Here is a 19,189-nt window from a genome sequence, read left to right as displayed (position 1 = left end):
CAGACCATTCAAAACATTTTTTTATATTAAACCAAAATGAACATTAGCTTTTTTTCTAACTTATTTCTTTGGTTATTATTAATAACTTTACCAGAAATTGTATTTTGTCAATCGGCTGACTTTACCATTCAAGATGTAAAATTTGAAAGCCAGGGAGTCACTCTTGCAGGCTCAATTTTAACGCCTAAAAAGACAGTTGCAGCAGTTGTAATTGTTCACGGGTCTGATCCTGTAAAAAGAGAAATGGACTTCGCAATACGTCTTGCCAAAGAAGGTATTGCTGTATTGACATATGATAAACGAGGAGTTGGGGAATCGGGCGGTGTATATGTAGGGCCATCTGTTGGTACTAATAATATTGACACTATTAATCTTAATTTATTATCTCACGATGCAAGTTCAGCAGTAAACACATTTCGAACCTATTTGAAAGATAAAAAAATACCAATTGGATTAGTTGGCTTCAGTCAAGCAGGATGGATAATCCCAATTGCTGCATGCAAAAATCCACAAATAGAATTTATGGTTTTATTTAGTTGCCCTACAATTACAACTCTAGAACAACTTCGATTTCAGTTTTATACTAACGGCAACAATAATTTTTGGGAAAATCATACAGAATCAGATGCTCGTGAACATACTAAAAATGACCCAGACAGGTATCAATTCGTTGCGACTGACCCAAAAATTTCTCTGAATACTCTTTCAATTCCAGGACTTTGGCTTTTTGGCGAGAAAGATATCCAAATTCCAGTAAAGTTATGTATAGAGCAACTAAATACATTCAAAGTTCAAGGTAAACCTTTCGAATATACTTTGTTTTCAACATTAGGTCACAATACTTCTTCCGGCGATATTACAGAAACTGTTGATATTTCAATTCAATGGATAAAACAGAAAGCTTTGAATATTAAGAAGTCTAAAGTATCAAAATAAAGCACTGCCTACAACAGATAAGGCTTCGTTGGGCTTGAAAAGCCAACAATGAAGCGTGTGTTGAACGGAACTGCTTATAAGTTTTATTTTTCTGATTTGATCTCTTTTATCATACGCTCGAGTTTTTCTCGCTGTTGTTTTGCTTTTTCATCATATGTCTTTTGCCTTCTTTCGAACGTGGTTTGATTCAATCGGAGCTCTTTTTCCAAAGACAAAGTTTTATTATAACTATAAATCAAGAGAGCCAATAACAATGCAATACTGCAGAAATAAAAACGATATTCCAATAAAAGAAATTTTAGTGATTCAATTATTTTTGTTAGCATGTTATAAGATTTAAAATGTTCTTTTGAAAAAATTTCCAGACTAAGATAAATGTACTACAAATTACCTGACTTGAACTATCGATTCTAAACTCATTATGTGCTATATTAGGAAAGTAGAAATTCTAATTGGCATTTTTGATAATTTTATCATTGTTGCAGTTTGACATTTTGTTTCGTAAAACCATCATATCTTCACTCACTTTTTTATCCAATATCTTAGCATAGTGCTGTGTAGTTCTGATATTTTTATGTCCTAACATTTTGCTCACGCTTTCTATTGGAACACCATTTGTGAGTGTTACAGTCGTCGCAAAAGTATGACGAGCAATATGGAAAGTTAATTCTTTTTCGATTTCACAAACACCCGCTATTTCTTTTAAATAGGCATTCATTTTTTGATTGCTCAAAATAGGAAGTAGTTTGTTTTGGTTGTTGCATTCCGGATGGTCCTCATATTTATCAATAATCATTTGTGTAATTGGAAGGATTGGAATTTTTGAAGCGGATTCTGTTTTCTGGCGGTGGGTGAATATCCATTTCTCTCCGTCGATTCCAAGGCTTATATGCGACTTTGTTAGGTTTTTGACATCAATGTAGGCTAAGCCTGTGAAACAGCTGAAAAGGAAGATATCGCGCACTAGCGATAATCGTTCTGTTTTGAAATCTTTGTTGAGTATATTTTGGATTTCGTCTTCAGATAGATAGACTCTTTCTACTTCTTTGACTTTCGATTTGTAGTTGGCAAACGGGTTTCTTTCTATCCAATGGTTGGCCAGGCAAATCTTGATTATTTTGTTGAAGTTCTTGATGTATTTTACGGCCGTATTGTTGGCGCAATTGCGAACGCTTCTCAAGTAGAATTCATAATCGGTAATAAACGCATGATCTATTTTGTTAATGTCTATATCTGATACTTTGTATTTCCATTGCAGGAAGTCGATAGTATGCTTTAGAGAGGTGTTGTAGCGTTCTAATGTTCCCGGGGCGTATTCTTTGCCCACTAATTCTTTTATTTTGTTGTTGTGATCCTTGAAGATAGGGATAAGCATTCTTTGGCTGTCTTGGAGATCAAAAATTTCATTCTTTAGATTTTCAGAAGTTATAATAATATCCTTTTTGTATAATTTTTTCTCAGCTTCTAAAATTTTAGATTTTAAATATTCAAGGTGACTGTTTATTGAACGAGTCTCTTCATTGTTTCCTTTCACTTTAGATCCTTCATTTGACCATTTCTCAGGATTAACAAATTTGTTGCTACTAAATTCAAATCGTTTAGATTGTACTGTGACACGTACATAAATAGGGCAGATGCCATCATTATTGACTTTTGATCGCTTTATATAAAAGAGAACGGATACGGCTGTGTTCATGGTTGGTGACCTTTTAGTTATTATTAAATTTAAACTTTGTAATACTTCCAAACAAGATGTTCAAATAGTGAAAAGGTATTTGAACAAATGTTGAACTGGTAACTTTTGAGATAGGTGTCACTTGAAAAATATAATTTCAGTGACACCTCAAAAGACACCTAAGTTTTGAGATTTAATGAATAATTTGATTTACCGTAAATGAAAAAACCCCTCTAAATCATAAGATTTAGAGGGGTTTGCTTCGTTTTGTATTCCTACTGGCGGAGAAAGAGGGATTCGAACCCCCGGACCTGTAACAGTCAACAGTTTTCAAGACTGCCGCATTCGACCGCTCTGCCATTTCTCCAATAAAATGCTTTCAATGTTTGATTGCGAGTGCAAATATAAGAACCTTTTTTGGTTATACAAATCTATTTTTTAAAAAATAAGGTCTATTAGATATACTTATTTTTAATTGTTTCATTTTCTTTGCTTTACCACTTAATTTATTTATTAAAATAAATTAATTTCTTTTAATAACTGACGTATTCTGTTATTTCTAGTCCGTAACCTATCATGCCTACTCGTTTTCCTTGCGCTGTATTTGATACTAATCGGATTTTTGAAATATCTATATCATGAAGTATCTGCGCTCCGATTCCAAAATCTTTACTATCAATTTTAATTTTTGGGGCTTTTATTTTTCCTTCAGCCTGTAAAATTTTAAGCTCTCCAAGGCGATTCAATAAATTAACAGATTGCATATCTTGATTGATAAACACAACAGCTCCCTTACCATGTTCGTTAATTACTTTAAACATGTCATCAAGTTGTTGGTCTGCATTATCAGTCAAAGTTCCTAACAGATCATTATTGACTTGTGAAGAGTGTATTCTGGTTAAAATTGGGTCCCCTAAATTCCAAGTCCCTTTTGTCAATGCAATATGGATTTGTTTGTTTGTCGTTTGTTGGTATGCTCTTAAACGAAAAGTACCGAAACGAGTTTGTATATCAAAATCATCTTTCTTGATAATTAGGCTGTCGTGCTGCATTCTATAAGCTACAAGAGCTTCAATGGAAACTAATTTTAGATCGAATTTCTTAGCTACTTTTACCAATTGAGGCAATCGAGCCATAGTCCCATCTTCGTTCATAATCTCTACAATTACTCCAGCGGATTTAAAACCCGCTAATCTGGCAAAATCAATGGCGGCTTCCGTATGACCAGTTCTTCTTAGTACGCCTCCTTGTTTGGCAATCAATGGGAAGATGTGCCCGGGTCTTGCTAAATCATGTGGTTTGGTATCAGAATTGGCTAAAGATAAAACTGTTTTTGCTCTATCTGCTGCTGATATTCCGGTGGTCACTCCGTTTCCTCTTAAATCAACCGAAACAGTAAAAGCAGTTTCCATCGGGTCGGTGTTATTACTTACCATTACATGAAGACCTAGCTCTTTGCAGCGGCTTTCTGTTAATGGCGCGCAAATGAGTCCTCGGCCGTGTGTGGCCATGAAATTAATCATTTCAGGTGTTACTTTCTCGGCTGCTGCTAAAAAATCACCTTCATTTTCACGATCTTCATCATCTACTACGATAATAATTTTTCCCTGACGAATAGCTTCTATCGCTTCTTCAATTGTGTTGAGTTGTATATTATTTGTAGTCATTCGTTTTGTTAATTTTGTGATGGAAATATTTTTTTTAATATTTTTTGAAATGGAGCCAGAATAACATCCATATTTATCAATCCAATATCATTGGTAGCCCTGTAAGTTAGTATAATTGCTAATGGGGATAACAATATCGAAGATAACCAAGCACCTAAAAAAGGTGACATTCCGTTTTCTTGAGCTATTCTTTTACCAAAAGTATTTATGAAATGAAAGGTTATAAAAATTAAAATTGCAAAAACAATTGGCAGCCCCAGTCCTCCTTTTCTAATAATTGCTCCCAAAGGCGCCCCAATAAAAAACATTAGAAAACACGCAAATACAATTACAAATTTATCATAAAAAGCTAGTAAGTGTTTATTGATATTTTTTTGTTTATTTTCTAATTCAGTTTTAGAGGTATCAATTGAATACACGGTACTACTAATAGTACTGGTCGCTATTCTTAAAATTTCTATTTGTTGTTCTCTAGTATACAAGGATAAAATATCTTCAGGAAATGATTTTTCTATTTTGAACTCCTTTGGTTTAGTATTGTCAGGAATTCGTATTCGGGCATTGCTATTTTCCGAAAATGAAATAATATCATTTTTTAAATTTTTGTTTAATGAATCTAACGTATAGTTTAATTCATTGACAGTAAGCATGGTGTTAGTGTTAGCGACGCTTTCGTCATTGACGTCTACACTATTAAGTTCTGATAAATCAATGTTGATAATATGTTTTTTAAACGAACTTTTGATGAAAGGCATTTTACTGCGATCCTCATATTTTTTTGGAACTATGTCTTCGTAGTAAAAGCCATCATTTAGTACTAATTGTAAAATGCTAGATTGTTCACTACTTATTAATTCGCCATCTCGGGCTTTAATGACTGTTTTACTCCCGTCACCAACGTTTGATTTTTTATGAATAGTCACACCCGTAAGGATGTTACCGTTGTCACCTGTTTTTTTATTTACCTTAATATTATAAAAACCAACATCATTAAATTGTCCTTCGGCTATCGCCAAGGCTGGTTTTACCTGGGCAATATTTTTCCTGAAATTAATAAATTTATACTCCGCATAAGGAATCACATTATTCGAAAACAGAAAGGCTACTATACTTAATAAAACAATAAATACAGTTAAGCTTCTCATGGCTCTTTGCAAAGAAATTCCGGAAGATTTCATTGCAGCAAATTCATAATTTTCTGCTAAATTACCAAATGTCATTATAGAGGACAGTAGTATCGAAAGGGGAAGTACTAAAGGCACAATCCTCGGCATTGAAAATGCAAGGAATTTTATGATCATGAGTAAATCTAAATCCTTTCCTGCTAATTCAGCTATGAATAACCAAACGGTTTGAAGTATAAATATAAAAAATAGAATTACAAATACTGTGGTAAATGTAGTCAGAAATGTTTTTAATAAGTATTTGTCGAGAATTTTCACCTAATAAATTAATCTAATTTGTTGATGTAGTAATTTGGATATTTATTGCTTGCAAATGTAAATTGATTTTTTGACAAAGGTTGGTTGGTTTTGAAAGAATTAACCGTTAATGTTGTTTTTGTTCCTTTTTTACCAATTTCAATTAAGTTGTAGATGTGTTTCGTTTGTACGTCAATCCCTAATAAGATCTCTTTTCTTTGGTCTTTAGAATTAATCGGAATCAACTTTATATACTGAATTTTTCTACCTCTGACATTTTGTAAAACATCCATATTGTACTTATAACCAGTATTGAAAAATGTTAACATTTTAGAAGGTGTGATTGCATTGTCATCTTTATCATTGACCGTTGAAATTGTGATTTCTTCATCTTCAGGAACGATAGTGTAGTTTTTTTTTCCATCATAAATCTTAGTCACTCCCATAAAATTTAAAACATACTGATTCCCTTTCATGGTAACATTTCCTTTACTTTCCTGATTAATGTTTTCTTTTGTATTATTCAAGGAATACTTAAAATCAATTATGATAGTATTGTAGCTTTTTACTTTTGCAGTAACTTGGTCTAAAAGATTTTTCGCTTTTTTATCCTGAGCTTGTATCGAAAAACTAAAAAGTAGTAAAGTGGTAATAAAAATAAGTCTTTTACTCAAGTTCTTTAGATTGCTTTTTTTGAATAGCTTCATTTGTTTGCTTTTACTTGAGTTTTGAATCTTTGTTTTCATGTTGTTAATTGTTTTGTTCATTGTTGAAAAATTGATCAAGAGAACTCATATCCAGAATGTTTACACTACGCGCTTTACTTCCTTCAAAAGGCCCAACAATTCCTGCGGATTCCAGTTGATCAATCAATCGGCCCGCTCTATTGTACCCTAATTTTAGTTTTCTTTGTAACAATGATGCGGAGCCTTGTTGTGCATTGACAATTATTTCGGCTGCTTCTCTAAACAAAGTATCTCTATCAGAGATATCCATATCAAGATTAATGCCACTTTCTTCTCCAATAAATTCTGGAAGTAAATAAGCGGTAGCATATGCTTTTTGACCACCAATGAATTCTGTTATTTTTTCTACTTCTGGAGTGTCTATAAACGCACATTGTACCCGTACTACATCATTCCCGTTTGTGTATAACATATCGCCTCGGCCTATTAATTGGTCGGCACCTTGTGTGTCAAGAATGGTCCTGGAGTCAATTTTTGAGGTAACTCTAAAGGCGATTCGGGCAGGGAAATTAGCTTTTATCAAACCTGTAATTACATTTACCGAAGGTCTTTGCGTCGCAATAATCAAATGGATTCCTATGGCACGCGCTAATTGTGCCAGGCGAGCAATAGGAACTTCTACTTCTTTTCCGGTAGTCATAATCAAATCGGCAAATTCATCTACTACAAGAACGATATACGGTAAAAATCGGTGGCCATTTTCTGGATTCAATTTTCGGGCTTTAAATTTATCGTTGTATTCTTTAATGTTTCGCACCATCGCGTCTTTCAACAAAGAATAGCGATTATCCATTTCTACACACAGGGAGTTTAAGGTATTAACTACTTTTGCATTATCAGTAATAATTGCTTCATCCATGTCTGGAAGTTTGGCTAAATAGTGTCTTTCAATCTTATTAAAAAGGGTCAGCTCCACTTTTTTAGGATCTACCAAAACAAATTTAACTTCGGCGGGATGTTTTTTGTACAAAAGGGAAGTTAAAACAGCATTTAATCCAACAGATTTTCCTTGTCCAGTAGCACCGGCCATTAATAGGTGGGGCATTTTAGCTAAATCAACTACAAAAGTTTCGTTCGAAATGGTTTTTCCAAGAGCTATAGGTAATTCCATTTCGGCTTCTTGAAATTTAGCGGAACCAATAACACTTTTCATCGAAACCATCGTGGGGTTTTTGTTAGGAACTTCAATCCCTATGGTTCCTTTCCCAGGAATAGGGGCAATTATCCGAATGCCTAATGCCGAAAGTGACAGCGCAATATCGTCTTCTAAGCTTTTGATTTTTGAAATACGAATTCCCGCTTCCGGTACAATTTCATATAAAGTAACCGATGGACCAACAGTTGCTTTTATTTGAGCAATTTCAATTTTGTAATTGCGAAGCGTATCTACAATTTTATTTTTATTTTCTTCTAATTCTTCCTGATTGATAGTGATTCCTCCTGTTGAATATTCTTTTAATAAATCAATTGTAGGAAATTTATAATTGGACAAATCCAAAGTTGGATCAAATAATCCAAAATCAGCAACTAGTCGCGAGGCTAAATTTTCTTCAATTATATCTTCTTCAGGAGCTGTTTCTATTACAAAAGTATCGATGGGTGCCGCTAATACCTCTGATTTTGCTACTGGTGTGATTTCCATAGCGAGAGGTTTGGCAACGGGTTCCCGGTTAATATTTGATGCGTTGCTTATTGTAGGTTTTAATGCTTCTTTATTAATTTCAAATTGATTGCCATTAGTTTTCAGATGAATACTGTCCTCTTCTTCGATTACGGCAAACTCTTCTAAATTATAACTACTGTTCTCATTTTTAATAGGACTTATTGTTGCTAAATCAGTCTTTAATTCTTGTTTTGTTTGATCAAAAAAGGATTGGATTTTTTCTGGTGAAATTTTAATCTTGAAAATTACATATATAATTAATCCAAATAATAAAAGTAATAAAGAGCCTGTTTTTCCAATGTAATCTTGTGAAAAAGAATTCAATTCATACCCAATTACACCTCCTAATTCAGGTACTGAAGTAGCAAAAAAACCAAACAAAACTGACAAAACGACGCTCACAAATAAATCCCAAAACCAAATGCTTTTTAGTTTTTTTAAAGGTAATCCTACTATTAAATATATTCCAGTTAAGAAAAATAACCGTACAAATATAAATGCAGCAACTCCAAAACCATTATAAATTAGTAAATCAGCTAAAAAAGCGCCAAATTTCCCCAACCAATTTTGAACAATTTCCGTACGATCCGCAATCGCATGAACTGCGCTTTGATCTTCTTGACCGTAAATGTAAAAGGAAACAAAAGCAAATAATAAAGCAATTGAAAACAATACTAACAGTGAGCCAAAAACAATTTTATGTTGTTTAGTCACCCTCCAAGGACTATTCTCTGGAGTTTTAGAATCATTTTTTTTGTTTAAAGGAGGTATTTTTGTTGTTTTTGCCATTCGAGTTGTACTAATTCTTACAGGAATTTTGGTGTATAAATAATTAAACCGATTGTTATTGCTGTTAAAGCAGCAAAAAAGACCGCTCCTGCGGCAATATCTTTAATAAACCCAATTTTTTCATTATAATTGGGATGGATAAAATCAGCTACTTTTTCTACAGCCGTATTCAATCCCTCAATGCTAATAACTAATCCTATTGCTAGCGTTTGAAACAGCCATTCTGTTGTAGTAATACTAAAATAAAATCCAGCAATAGTCAGCAGTATGGCTATTGAAAATTGGACCATTACACTATGTTCTGTGCGGATCAATTTTAAAGCGCCCTTAAATGCATAAGTGACGCTTTTTAATCTTCCCGTAATGAAAGTGGTATCTTTTTGAAACTCCATCAAGTAGAAATTAAAGTACAGCTAAAGCCGCTTCATAATTTGGCTCGTCTGCAATTTCAGCCACTTGTTCCGTATAGGTAACTATTCCGTTTTGATCAACAACAATGATTACTCTGGAATGCAATCCGGCCAGAGGGCCATCAGTGATTTCTAAACCATTTACTTTGCCAAATTCACCACCTTGAAAATCAGATAAATTAATGACATTTTCAAGTCCTTCAGCACCACAAAAACGTTTTTGGGCAAAAGGCAAATCTCTAGAAACACATAATACAGTTGTATTTTCTAAAGTACCGGCACTTTCGTTAAATTTTCTTACGGAGGCTGCACAGGTTCCTGTATCTATACTTGGAAAAATGTTTAAAACTAGTTTTTTACCTTGAAAATCACTAAGCGAAACTATAGAGAGATCTGTTTTAACTAATTTAAAATCAGCTAATTTAGTCCCGATTTTTGGTAATTCTCCTGAAGTGTGTATTGGATTTCCTCCTAATGTTATTGATGCCATAATGATTGTTTTTTAATGTGGTTCAAAAGTATGAAAATTATTTAAGAATAAGGTTTTAAGATTTAAGATTTTAGAGCAGTTAAATAGAAAGTCGACTGTAAAAAAGATATAAAAAAAACGCTCATTCCAAATGTTTTCGGATAATGAGCGCTTTTGTGACGGATCGAATTTATTTATCTATGGATCCTAAAACTCGTTTCATAAAGGTATTTAAAGCCTCTTTTTTATCAGTCCCGTTTTGAATCATTTTATGGACTTCAATGGCACCATACATGTTTGAAATTAATTCACCAATCACATCTAATTCCTCATCTTTTAGCGATGGAAGTTCTGTTAGGGCCTCTAAAACTTCAATAGTTTCAATCACATAATCTTGATCATTTTCCTCAATAAATTGAGTTAAATGTTTTATTACCGGTAATTTCATGGTAGCTTAATTTGTAGAAATTTCAATTACTAATTCAGCTAAAACATCGGCTTTATTCGTTTGAGTTTCATTCAATAATTTTCCTCCAACAAATGTTGCAAATGTTGGTAAATTAGAAACATTAGCTAATTTTCTAGAATTAGGTGAATTTTCAGCATCTACAAAAACAAAAGTTATAGCTTCATTTTCAGCAGCCATTTTTTTGAATTTAGGTTTCATGATTCTGCAATTTCCGCACCAAGAAGCAGAAAATTGAACTACTACTTTTTCGTTTTTTGTAATTAAATCTTGTAAAGTATCTTCGTTTAAATCGATTAACATAATGTTTTTTTTTTAAGATTTAATGATGAAATAAATTTTAAAAATTTATTTCATCATTAAATTGGAGGTTAATTTCTGTTTTAGTTGCTTAAATATGAAGCAACACCTTCTCTTGTAGCCGTCATCGCATCTTTTCCTTCTTCCCAATTTGCTGGACAAACCTCTCCTTTTTGTTGAAAATGGGTAAAAGCATCCACTAAACGCAAATATTCATCTACATTTCTGCCTAACGGCATGTCATTCACACTTTCGTGAAAAATTCTTCCCTCTTCGTCAATTAAATATGTAGCTCTGTACGTTACGTTAGAACCCTCAACGATTATGGAGTCAGTTTCATCACTATAGCTTGTAGAATCAATATCAAGGATCCCAAGGATATTAGATAAATTTCTGTTAGTATCGGCAAGAATTGGGTATGTAACACCTTCAATTCCACCGTTATCTCTAGGAGTATTTAACCAAGCAAAATGTACTTCGTTAGTGTCGCAAGAAGCACCAATAACGATTGTGTTGCGTTTTGAAAATTCTGGTAGAGCAGCTTGAAAAGCATGTAGTTCTGTGGGGCATACGAAAGTAAAGTCTTTTGGGTACCAAAACAAAAGTACTTTTTTATTGTTTTTTGTTGCCTCCTCTAAAATATTTATTTTTAAATTGTCTCCCATTTCTGACATTGCATCAACTGCAATGTTAGGGAATTTTTTACCTACTAATGACATGATTTTTTATTTTTTGTTGTAATTGTTTGATGGTGCAAAAGTACTTCGAATCGCGGCTTTTCAAAGCGACTTTTAATTATAATTTGCTATGAAGTGATAATTTATTATTATTATAAATCCATCAAAAAAAAGTGTTGCTACTAAAATTAATATTTCTTTGCTACTACATATAAGTTTTAATCCGATATTTTATTTTTATCAGAAACCAATTGCCTAATTTTTATATTGAAAGCAGCAAATAATAAAGTCATAAAAGGGCTTAAAAGATTAAAAAAGGCAAAAGGAAGATAGTCTAATGTTGGCACACCTAATGTTCCTGATTGGTACGCTCCGCAGGTATTCCAAGGAATTAATACCGAGGTTACAGTCCCGGCGTCTTCTAATGTTCTACTTAAGTTTTCAGGGGCTAAACCTTTATTTTTATAGGCTTTCGCAAACATTTTACCCGGAACTACAATGGCTAAATATTGATCCGAAGCTGTAATGTTTAATGCCAAACAGCTTCCTACGGTAGACGCAAATAAACCAAAAGTGGTGTGTGCTAATTTTAAGAGGGCTTTACTAATTGTTGCCAATGCGCCAATTGCATCCATAATGCCACCAAAAACCATTGCGCAAAGAATCAACCATATAGTTCCCAGCATTTTTTGCATTCCTCCGGAAGTAAATAAATCCGCAAGGGTTTCATTTGTAGTAGGAATGCTTACTTTAGTTGTTATGGCATCCATTATTCCTATGTAACCGGATTGTAAAGTCATGTTGTTGACACCAGAAATTTGATTGATGATGTGAGGTTGAAATAGAATTGCAAATACAGCAGCCAGAAGAGTTCCTGCTAAAAGAGCAATTAGCGGTTCTGTTTTTTTTATGATTAATCCAATAACAACAGCGGGAACTATAAATAACCATCCCGAAACAGTAAAAGAACTTTCAATATCATTTAGCAGTGTTTTTATATCCACATTTCCTTTAATATCCACTGTCAAACCCAGAATAATAAACAAAATTAGAGTAATAATATACGTAGGAATTGTTGTTATCATCATATATCTGATGTGCGTAAACAAATCGGTTCCGGCCATAGCAGGGGCGAGGTTTGTTGTGTCTGACATAGGCGACAATTTGTCTCCGAAATAGGCTCCGGAAATAACGGCCCCTGCAACCATTCCTAAATCAAAACCCAATGCGCCACCAACACCAATTAATGCTATACCTACCGTAGCACTGGTGGTCCAGGAGCTTCCGGTAGCAATAGAAATTATAGAACAAATTAGCAATGTAGCAGGCAAAAATACCGTTGGACTCAAAATTTGTAACCCATAATAAATCATCGAAGGAATAATGCCACTTACCAACCAAGTTCCCGCTAATGCTCCAACCATAAGTAAGATCAGGATAGCGCCTACGGTTGATTTGATGTTCTCAGCCACTTCATCAATCATTTTTTGATAGGTAACCTTATTAAAAAAACCTATAATTCCTGCAACAGCTCCACCCAGCAAGAGTACAAATTGATTGCTTCCGCTCAAAGCATCATCACCGTAAACGAATACATTAAAACCTAGCAGCATGATGAGCGCTAGAACAGGAACCAACGCTTGTCCTATTGATAATTCTTTATTTTTGTTGATTTTCACATCCATTCTATAGTGTTTGGATGTGCAATATAGATAAAAAAAAGCCTTATATCCTAAAGTGGGTGCTGTATCATTTTTGGTTTTTTGTAGCTTTTATTAGTAGAACTTTCAAATTAAATCATTCGGGATTTAAAATATTTCGGAATTTATTTTTTGGTTATTTTTCACAATCCGTAGTCCTTTTTAGAGAAAATCAAATATTTTATGAGTCTATTCAATAGTTGATATTTGCACCGGTAGAGCTCCTTTACACTCCATGTTTTCCAGTAATTGGTGTGCTGCTGTTTCTTGAAATTCCGAAAAATCCTGATACACTTGAACGATTCCTGCAGTAGCACTTAAGTTAGGAATTATCTGTAATGCGTACGGGTTTCCAAAGACATATAAAAAACACTTTTTTGAAATAAATAATTTTTCTAAATACTGCAATACAAAATCCTCGATATCAAAATTATTCATTGGTTTGGCTTTTGGAACAAACAAAGCAATAAGAATAGTATCAAAATCAAGTAGCAGTTCATCTAATTCATTCAGGGCTATGGTATCTCCTCTTTCATAGCAAAATTCAGGACAAGGCAATGCGGTCGATAAATTTTTAAAAAAAGAATTTTCAGTGTTTTTATACAGACTTATTTTGGCTAGATTCGCTCTGTTTTTTGCATCAAAAAGCGTAACGGTATTGCGGGTGTCTTTTATTTTAGTAATGCAATTTTGAGCAATTTTTGAGTTTAATTCAGAAGTAGTTTTAAAATCAAAAGCATTCCGGGAAAGATGCGGTAATTTAGAAGTTCTGTATATAATACCTGCTTTTTGTTTGCATTTCCACAACCGGTTAAAGCTAGCTTCAATCCGTTCCGGAGTTGCGTTTTTTAGGATTTCCTGTATTCCTTCGGGTACGTTTTCGGCAAAGCACAAAATATCATTACCAGCATTAAAAGCTTCCCATTCCAGTTGCCCTTTTTGATCGTATAATTTAGAAACGCTGTGCATATTCAAAGCATCCGAAATCACTAAACCATCATAGCCCAATTGCTTGCGCAAAAGGGTTTCAATCACGGATTTTGACAGCGTTGCCGAAGTGTTTTTTCCTTCGTTCAAAGCAGGAACTGCCAAATGACCAATCATAATCGAATCGACTTTGTTCTCAATTCCTTTTATAAACGGAACCAGTTCATTGGCTACTAATTCTTCGAGAGTTTCTTTTAAAATAGGTAATCCCAAATGCGAATCAACATTAGTATTTCCGTGTCCGGGAAAATGTTTTAGACAGCCTAAAACACCAGCATCATTAAGTCCTCTGATATATTCCAGTGCAAAATTAGTTACTTTTTCTTTGTCTTGACCAAAAGAACGGTAGCCAATTACAGGATTATTCGGATTGTTATTGATATCCGCCAATGGCGCTAAATTATAATGAATCCCAACTGATTTTAAGTCTAAACCTATTTGTTTGCCCACTTCATAAACCAGATTTTTTTTATTGTCAGGCAAAGCGCCGAGGGTAATTGCATACGGATATTGTGGTGTTTTTTCTACGCGCATAGCCAATCCCCATTCGGCATCAATACTCATTAATAACGGAGTCGTAGCACAATTTTGATATCTGATTATGAGTTCTTTTAAACGCTGAAAACTACCATCATTCAGGACTACTTTTTTTGTAGTTTCATAATTGGTTGCTGCACTGGCACGGCTGTGAAAAAAAGTCAATCCACCTATATTGTGCTCTTTTATTAATCGTTCGGTAGCCTGAATGTTTTCCTCAGTATCATTTATAAAAACGGCTGGGAAGAAAAATTGTCCTATTTTTTGTTCTATTGTCATTATAAAATGAATATGATGTTAATTTTAAACAAATAAGTCACGTAAGTCAAATTACACAGAATAAATAATTATATAAAAGGGTTGTGAAAAAACCGTTATTTTTAAGAGAGTCTTACTTTCTTAAATAAACTTATATGACTTATTTGTTTAAAAAAAAGCTAGTTTGTTTATTCTTGTTCTGTTTTCTTACCGAAATCGGCAGGAAAAATCAAAAAGCGGGATAAAATTAATCCAGGGATGGTTGCCAAAAACACCCAAATAAAGAAATTTCCATAGCCCAAATAGTCTTGAATAAATCCGCTCAACATTCCCGGAAGCATCATTCCTAACGCCATAAATCCGGTTGCAATAGAGTAGTGAGAGGTTTTTGATTCGCCATCAGCCACATAAATCAAGTACATCATGAAAGCCGCAAAACCAAATCCATAACCAAATTGTTCCGCAATCACCGTCGCATAAATATAGAAAACGGAACCAGGATGAAAATTGGATAATAGTATGAATCCTATTATAGGTAAGTGCATGGCTAAAATCATGGGTAACATCCATTTTCCTAATCCATCTCTGGAAATGGCAATACCGCCTAAGATGCCGCCCAAAGTAAGCGAAATCACGCCAAAAGTCCCATAGATAACGCCAACATCCTGTGTGGTTAAGCCCATGCCTCCTGCAGTTATAGGATCTATTAAAAAAGGAGTTAACATTTTTAATAACTGAGATTCTCCTAATCTGAATAATAAAATGAAAGCCAAAACTAAACCAATTTGTTTCTTTTGAAAAAAAGTAGCAAAAACAACTCCGAAGCTTTTATTTGGGACTGATTCCGTTTTTGCCTCTGCAATTTTTGTTTCAATTTTTGGAGTCGAAAAATAATTGTAAATGGTAATTACCGTCATAATTAATCCTACAATTACCATGGTGTAGGACCATGCTTTTTGTTTGTCTCCATATTCCTGTTCCAGATAACCAGCAATAACTACAATTAATCCGTTTCCGGTAAGCATAGAAAGTCTGTAAAATGTACTCCGGATTCCAAGGAAAAAGGATTGTTGGTCTTTCTCTAAAGCCAACATGTAAAAGCCATCACTGGCCACATCATTAGAGGCTGATGCAAATGCCGCCATCCAAAAAACAGCTAGACTTAGCATGAAAAAATTATTCATAGGAATGGTCAAACCCACAATCAAAAATGCAACTGCAATCAGTAATTGCATGCTCAAAAACCATTTTCTTTTAGTCGAATAGAGGTCAATAAAAGGGCTCCACAGCGGTTTGATTACCCATGGTAAATATAGTAAACTGGTATATATACCAATATCCTCATTGTTGATTCCTAGGTTTTTATACATTATTACCGAAACCGAAATAATAATAGCATACGGCAAGCCTGAAGCAAAGTTTAAAACGGGAATCCAATACCAGGGTCTATTGTCTGTTTTCATTTAAGGCAAATTGTATTCAATTAAAATTATAGTGTAAAATTGACAAAAGCAGCTTCACTTTCATTGCCATAAAAATCGATGAATGTAATGGCGCAGGAATTATTTTTATCTAATTTATAAGTAGGAATTACTATTTCAACTGGGTTTTTCTCATTGAAAGCAATTTTGTTGATGATTTGGCTCGGATCATTCACATCAATTTGTGTTTCAGATGTAGATCCATAAACCATCACATAACGCACTTGACTGTTTTCAGGATAAGGAACATAAAAACTAGAAGAAATCGAATTTTTAACCAGTGCGTTTGCCCTTGGAACAGCGATTACTTTTTTGACAAAATTTGGAACAACGTGAGGAAGTGCGGGATATTTGTATTGGTTGTTTTCCAGTAATCGAGTCACACTTTGATTTTTGTTTAAAAATGATTTGGCACTAAAAAAAGCATTACCCTGAATATTTTTATATGATCTGGTAATGTCTATTTGGTTGGGGATTTCGTATGGATTATTCCATCTTTTGTCAGAGTCGGTATTGATTTTGTATGATCCGTTACCAATATAGATTGCCGTATTTGTTGAATTTTCAGACCACCAACGCAACAATTTCGAATAGGAAGCTTTAGGGTGATCCATACTCCAGTATAGCTGCGGAACAAGGTAATCAATCCACTTGTTTTCCATCCACGCTAACGGATCAGCAAATAAATCATCGTAATTAGTTTGCCCTGATTCCGTTTCTGAACCTCTTGGATCCACTGATTTATTTCTCCAGACGCCAAACGGGCTAATACCAAATTGTACCCACGGTTTGATGTTTTTGATCGATATTGAAACACTTTTTACAAAATCATTCACATTTTTACGTCTCCAATCCGCTAAATCCAATCCATCTCCATATTTTTTGAAAGAATCAGTGTCGTCAAATAATTCTCCTTTTATTTTATACGGATAAAAATAATCATCAAAATGAATAGCATCAATGTCATAATTTGTAACGACTTCTTCCACGACAGCTGTCAAATGATTTTGAACTTCGGGCAAAGCAGGATTGTAATAGTATTTACCACCATATTTTATCATCCATTCGGGATATTTAAAAAAATCGTGTTGTGGACTTAAAAGTGCAGTATTGTAATCCATTGTGGCACGGTATGGATTCATCCAAGCATGAAATTCAAAACCTCTGGCATGCGTTTCAGCAATCATCCACGCTAAGGTGTCAAAATAAGGTTTTGGTGCCTGTCCTTCTTTACCGGTCAAAAATCGGGACCAAGGTGCTAATTGGGTTGGATAAAAAGCATCACCAACACTTCGAATCTGAACAATGACTGCATTATAATTTAATTTTTTATAAGCCTCTAAAATCTCAATATAATCTGCTTTTTGTTTGGCAACATTATCAGTACTCATTTTTGGCCAGTCAATATTCACCACTGTAGCAATCCAAACGGCTCTAAATTCATTTTTGGGATTTGTAGCGGATGTTTGTGCAGTACCATTCCAAAAAGAAAGTAAAAAAAGAGGGATTACTACTAATAAGAGCTTGAATTTGTTCATGATAAATCTAATTTTAGGGTGAATCAAAAGTAGTTTTTTTAGTGAAATTTATTCTATAAATCTGAGATAAAATTTGACTTTATTTTTTGATCTAATTTCTTGGCCAGATCTTTAAGATACGATATTGTGGCGTTAAGTTGTTTTGATTATTTTAAATTACACTTTAAAAAAAAGTTTCTTTTTATAAAAAAACCATAAAACAACAGACCAAAAAAGGATATTAAGTAAAGCCCATATTAAAGAAGCAAGTTTTGGCTCATCAAAATAAGGCAGAATACAAAACCTATTTAAGTAGTCTTGTAATCCTATTTGTTTCGGAATTTCGTTTAGATTTCTAATAGCATACTCTGGATTAGGAACTTTTATAGACGATAAGACCCGAGGCAATAGTCCCGAAAGAAAGAAAACAATCATTGGGTTTACACCCCAAACTAATACAGGTGTTGTCCAGTTTTTGTAGCCTTTGATATCGATTATATAATAAAGAATAGCTAAAAACAATGTAGCAAAACCAGCTGTATAAAGCACAAAAGAACTTGTCCACAATGATTTATTTAACGGAAAAAATTCATTCCAAATTAAAGCTACACTAACCAAAGCTAGGCCTGAACCAAGCATTTTTATGGCTTTCTCTTTTTTAGTCAAACTGCTATTTAATAGCTGTCCGACTAACAAACCTATAATGCCGTTTGCAATAGCAGGAATTGTACTAAGAATACCTTCTGGGTCCCAGGTTTTAGAGAACGACCACAGATGATGTTTTAACAATAAATTGTCTATCCAAGCCGCTAAATTTGTGCCTTTATTTAAATTTGCAGGTCCAAAATTAGGTACGGGTATTAATGTCATGCTGGCCCAATATCCGATTAATAACAGTAGAGCAATAATTATTTGCCCTTTGATTTCCGTTTTTAGATAAACCAGTGAAGTAAAGAAATAGACGATACCAATTCGTTGTAAAACTCCAGGCAAACGGACATCGCTATACGCGGTTATACCACTAAAAGCAAGAAAAATAAAAATAAAAAATAAGGTCAAAACTAAGGATAATTTCATTTTTGGTTTGAAATTTCCAAGCAATACATAGGCTATAATTCCCGTAATAATCAATTTTGAGATTAGCAGGGGATAGCCATCTAAATCAAGTATTTCTATTTTACTATAAAATCCTAAAAAAAGGCCAAGTGAAATAATTCGCAAGGATCGTGTTAGTATTTTTAAAAAGCTTTGTTGATTCAACACTTTGGACAGAATCGCAAGTGGAATTGCTGCTCCTAAAATGAAAATAAAGAAAGGGAAAACTAAATCAGTTGGAGCGCAACCATGCCAGTTGGCATGTTCCAGAGGAGCAAAAATATTTCCCCAATTACCAGGGTTATTTACCAAAACCATCATCATAATGGTAAATCCTCGCAATATATCCAGTGAAATTATACGTTCTTTTGTCATTTTTTTATTTTTTTCAAAAA

Annotated in this window: 17 protein-coding genes and 1 tRNA gene; 1 reads left to right on the top strand and 17 read right to left on the bottom strand. The window is 33.8% G+C overall.

All coding sequences use genetic code 11. The features are described from left to right. The first annotated feature begins 36 nt into the window (after positions 1 to 36). Positions 37 to 936, top strand: coding sequence for an alpha/beta hydrolase family protein (locus tag EKM00_RS06745; RefSeq protein WP_126515665.1), 900 nt, complete (start codon positions 37 to 39; stop codon positions 934 to 936). A gap of 83 nt (positions 937 to 1,019) precedes the next feature. Here the strand turns inward: EKM00_RS06745 and EKM00_RS06740 are convergent, their stop codons facing one another. The 17 genes from EKM00_RS06740 to EKM00_RS06660 form a co-directional block, all read right to left on the bottom strand. After that, the gene (locus EKM00_RS06740) at positions 1,020 to 1,262 is read right to left on the bottom strand and encodes a hypothetical protein (RefSeq protein ID WP_126515664.1); all 243 of its coding nucleotides are present in this window, start codon (positions 1,260 to 1,262) and stop codon (positions 1,020 to 1,022) included. Between the two features lie 122 nt (positions 1,263 to 1,384). Then, on the bottom strand, positions 1,385 to 2,632 hold the full coding sequence (locus EKM00_RS06735; RefSeq protein ID WP_126515663.1) for a site-specific integrase: 1,248 nt from the start codon (positions 2,630 to 2,632) through the stop codon (positions 1,385 to 1,387). Positions 2,633 to 2,890: 258 nt separating this feature from the next. Beyond that, positions 2,891 to 2,978 (bottom strand) — tRNA-Ser (locus EKM00_RS06730). A gap of 166 nt (positions 2,979 to 3,144) precedes the next feature. After that, positions 3,145 to 4,278 carry a 3,4-dihydroxy-2-butanone-4-phosphate synthase gene (ribB, locus tag EKM00_RS06725; protein ID WP_126515662.1) on the bottom strand — a complete coding sequence of 378 codons (1,134 nt, stop codon included), beginning with the start codon at positions 4,276 to 4,278 and terminating at the stop codon, positions 3,145 to 3,147. Between the two features lie 8 nt (positions 4,279 to 4,286). After that, a complete protein-coding gene (locus EKM00_RS06720) occupies positions 4,287 to 5,720 on the bottom strand; it encodes an LptF/LptG family permease (protein ID WP_126453265.1) in 1,434 nt (477 codons plus the stop codon). An 8-nt stretch (positions 5,721 to 5,728) separates the two neighbouring features. After that, positions 5,729 to 6,406 (bottom strand): LolA family protein, encoded by a 678-nt coding sequence (locus EKM00_RS06715; RefSeq protein ID WP_233592249.1) that lies wholly within the window; start codon positions 6,404 to 6,406, stop codon positions 5,729 to 5,731. Between the two features lie 43 nt (positions 6,407 to 6,449). Next, complete coding sequence (locus tag EKM00_RS06710) at positions 6,450 to 8,897, bottom strand: DNA translocase FtsK (RefSeq protein ID WP_126515661.1); 2,448 nt, start codon at positions 8,895 to 8,897, stop codon at positions 6,450 to 6,452. Between the two features lie 17 nt (positions 8,898 to 8,914). Continuing rightward, positions 8,915 to 9,289, bottom strand: coding sequence for a diacylglycerol kinase family protein (locus tag EKM00_RS06705; RefSeq protein WP_126453273.1), 375 nt, complete (start codon positions 9,287 to 9,289; stop codon positions 8,915 to 8,917). 10 nt (positions 9,290 to 9,299) lie between these two features. Next, positions 9,300 to 9,797, bottom strand: coding sequence for a thiol peroxidase (gene tpx / locus EKM00_RS06700; protein WP_126515660.1), 498 nt, complete (start codon positions 9,795 to 9,797; stop codon positions 9,300 to 9,302). 169 nt (positions 9,798 to 9,966) lie between these two features. Next, positions 9,967 to 10,224 (bottom strand): DUF6952 family protein, encoded by a 258-nt coding sequence (locus tag EKM00_RS06695; protein WP_126453279.1) that lies wholly within the window; start codon positions 10,222 to 10,224, stop codon positions 9,967 to 9,969. 6 nt (positions 10,225 to 10,230) lie between these two features. Continuing rightward, positions 10,231 to 10,545: a thioredoxin family protein gene (locus EKM00_RS06690; protein ID WP_126515659.1), complete on the bottom strand. Its 315-nt coding sequence runs from the start codon at positions 10,543 to 10,545 to the stop codon at positions 10,231 to 10,233. An 80-nt stretch (positions 10,546 to 10,625) separates the two neighbouring features. Further along, entirely contained in the window at positions 10,626 to 11,261 is a 636-nt protein-coding gene (locus EKM00_RS06685) for a peroxiredoxin (RefSeq protein ID WP_126453285.1), read from the bottom strand. A 176-nt stretch (positions 11,262 to 11,437) separates the two neighbouring features. Further along, positions 11,438 to 12,904, bottom strand: a complete 1,467-nt coding sequence (gene nhaC, locus EKM00_RS06680; protein WP_126515658.1) for a Na+/H+ antiporter NhaC — start codon at positions 12,902 to 12,904, stop codon at positions 11,438 to 11,440. 204 nt (positions 12,905 to 13,108) lie between these two features. After that, a complete protein-coding gene (locus tag EKM00_RS06675) occupies positions 13,109 to 14,722 on the bottom strand; it encodes a glycoside hydrolase family 3 protein (protein ID WP_126515657.1) in 1,614 nt (537 codons plus the stop codon). A 167-nt stretch (positions 14,723 to 14,889) separates the two neighbouring features. Beyond that, positions 14,890 to 16,164, bottom strand: coding sequence for an MFS transporter (locus EKM00_RS06670; protein ID WP_126515656.1), 1,275 nt, complete (start codon positions 16,162 to 16,164; stop codon positions 14,890 to 14,892). 26 nt (positions 16,165 to 16,190) lie between these two features. Then, complete coding sequence (locus tag EKM00_RS06665; RefSeq protein ID WP_126515655.1) at positions 16,191 to 17,720, bottom strand: glycoside hydrolase family 10 protein; 1,530 nt, start codon at positions 17,718 to 17,720, stop codon at positions 16,191 to 16,193. A 156-nt stretch (positions 17,721 to 17,876) separates the two neighbouring features. Beyond that, entirely contained in the window at positions 17,877 to 19,169 is a 1,293-nt protein-coding gene (locus tag EKM00_RS06660; protein WP_126515654.1) for an acyltransferase family protein, read from the bottom strand. Positions 19,170 to 19,189 lie beyond the last annotated feature (20 nt).

Origin of the sequence: Flavobacterium sp. RSP15 (genome assembly GCF_003968755.1) — a bacterium.
Taxonomy (GTDB): Bacteria; Bacteroidota; Bacteroidia; order Flavobacteriales; family Flavobacteriaceae; genus Flavobacterium.
Note: the sequence above shows the minus strand (reverse complement) of the source record. Positions and strands in the feature narration are given on the sequence as shown.

Bases quoted from the DNA above. Each gene is read 5' to 3' on its own strand.
- EKM00_RS06675 (WP_126515657.1), bottom strand. From the start codon at position 14,722: ATGACAATAGAACAAAAAATAGGACAATTTTTCTTCCCAGCCGTTTTT.
- EKM00_RS06685 (WP_126453285.1), bottom strand. From the start codon at position 11,261: ATGTCATTAGTAGGTAAAAAATTCCCTAACATTGCAGTTGATGCAATG.
- EKM00_RS06715 (WP_233592249.1), bottom strand. From the start codon at position 6,406: ATGAAGCTATTCAAAAAAAGCAATCTAAAGAACTTGAGTAAAAGACTT.
- EKM00_RS06740 (WP_126515664.1), bottom strand. From the start codon at position 1,262: ATGCTAACAAAAATAATTGAATCACTAAAATTTCTTTTATTGGAATAT.
- EKM00_RS06695 (WP_126453279.1), bottom strand. From the start codon at position 10,224: ATGAAATTACCGGTAATAAAACATTTAACTCAATTTATTGAGGAAAAT.
- EKM00_RS06745 (WP_126515665.1), top strand. From the start codon at position 37: ATGAACATTAGCTTTTTTTCTAACTTATTTCTTTGGTTATTATTAATA.
- EKM00_RS06660 (WP_126515654.1), bottom strand. From the start codon at position 19,169: ATGACAAAAGAACGTATAATTTCACTGGATATATTGCGAGGATTTACC.
- EKM00_RS06735 (WP_126515663.1), bottom strand. From the start codon at position 2,632: ATGAACACAGCCGTATCCGTTCTCTTTTATATAAAGCGATCAAAAGTC.
- EKM00_RS06665 (WP_126515655.1), bottom strand. From the start codon at position 17,720: ATGAACAAATTCAAGCTCTTATTAGTAGTAATCCCTCTTTTTTTACTT.
- EKM00_RS06690 (WP_126515659.1), bottom strand. From the start codon at position 10,545: ATGTTAATCGATTTAAACGAAGATACTTTACAAGATTTAATTACAAAA.
- EKM00_RS06670 (WP_126515656.1), bottom strand. From the start codon at position 16,164: ATGAAAACAGACAATAGACCCTGGTATTGGATTCCCGTTTTAAACTTT.
- ribB (WP_126515662.1), bottom strand. From the start codon at position 4,278: ATGACTACAAATAATATACAACTCAACACAATTGAAGAAGCGATAGAA.
- EKM00_RS06705 (WP_126453273.1), bottom strand. From the start codon at position 9,289: ATGGAGTTTCAAAAAGATACCACTTTCATTACGGGAAGATTAAAAAGC.
- tpx (WP_126515660.1), bottom strand. From the start codon at position 9,797: ATGGCATCAATAACATTAGGAGGAAATCCAATACACACTTCAGGAGAA.
- nhaC (WP_126515658.1), bottom strand. From the start codon at position 12,904: ATGGATGTGAAAATCAACAAAAATAAAGAATTATCAATAGGACAAGCG.
- EKM00_RS06710 (WP_126515661.1), bottom strand. From the start codon at position 8,897: ATGGCAAAAACAACAAAAATACCTCCTTTAAACAAAAAAAATGATTCT.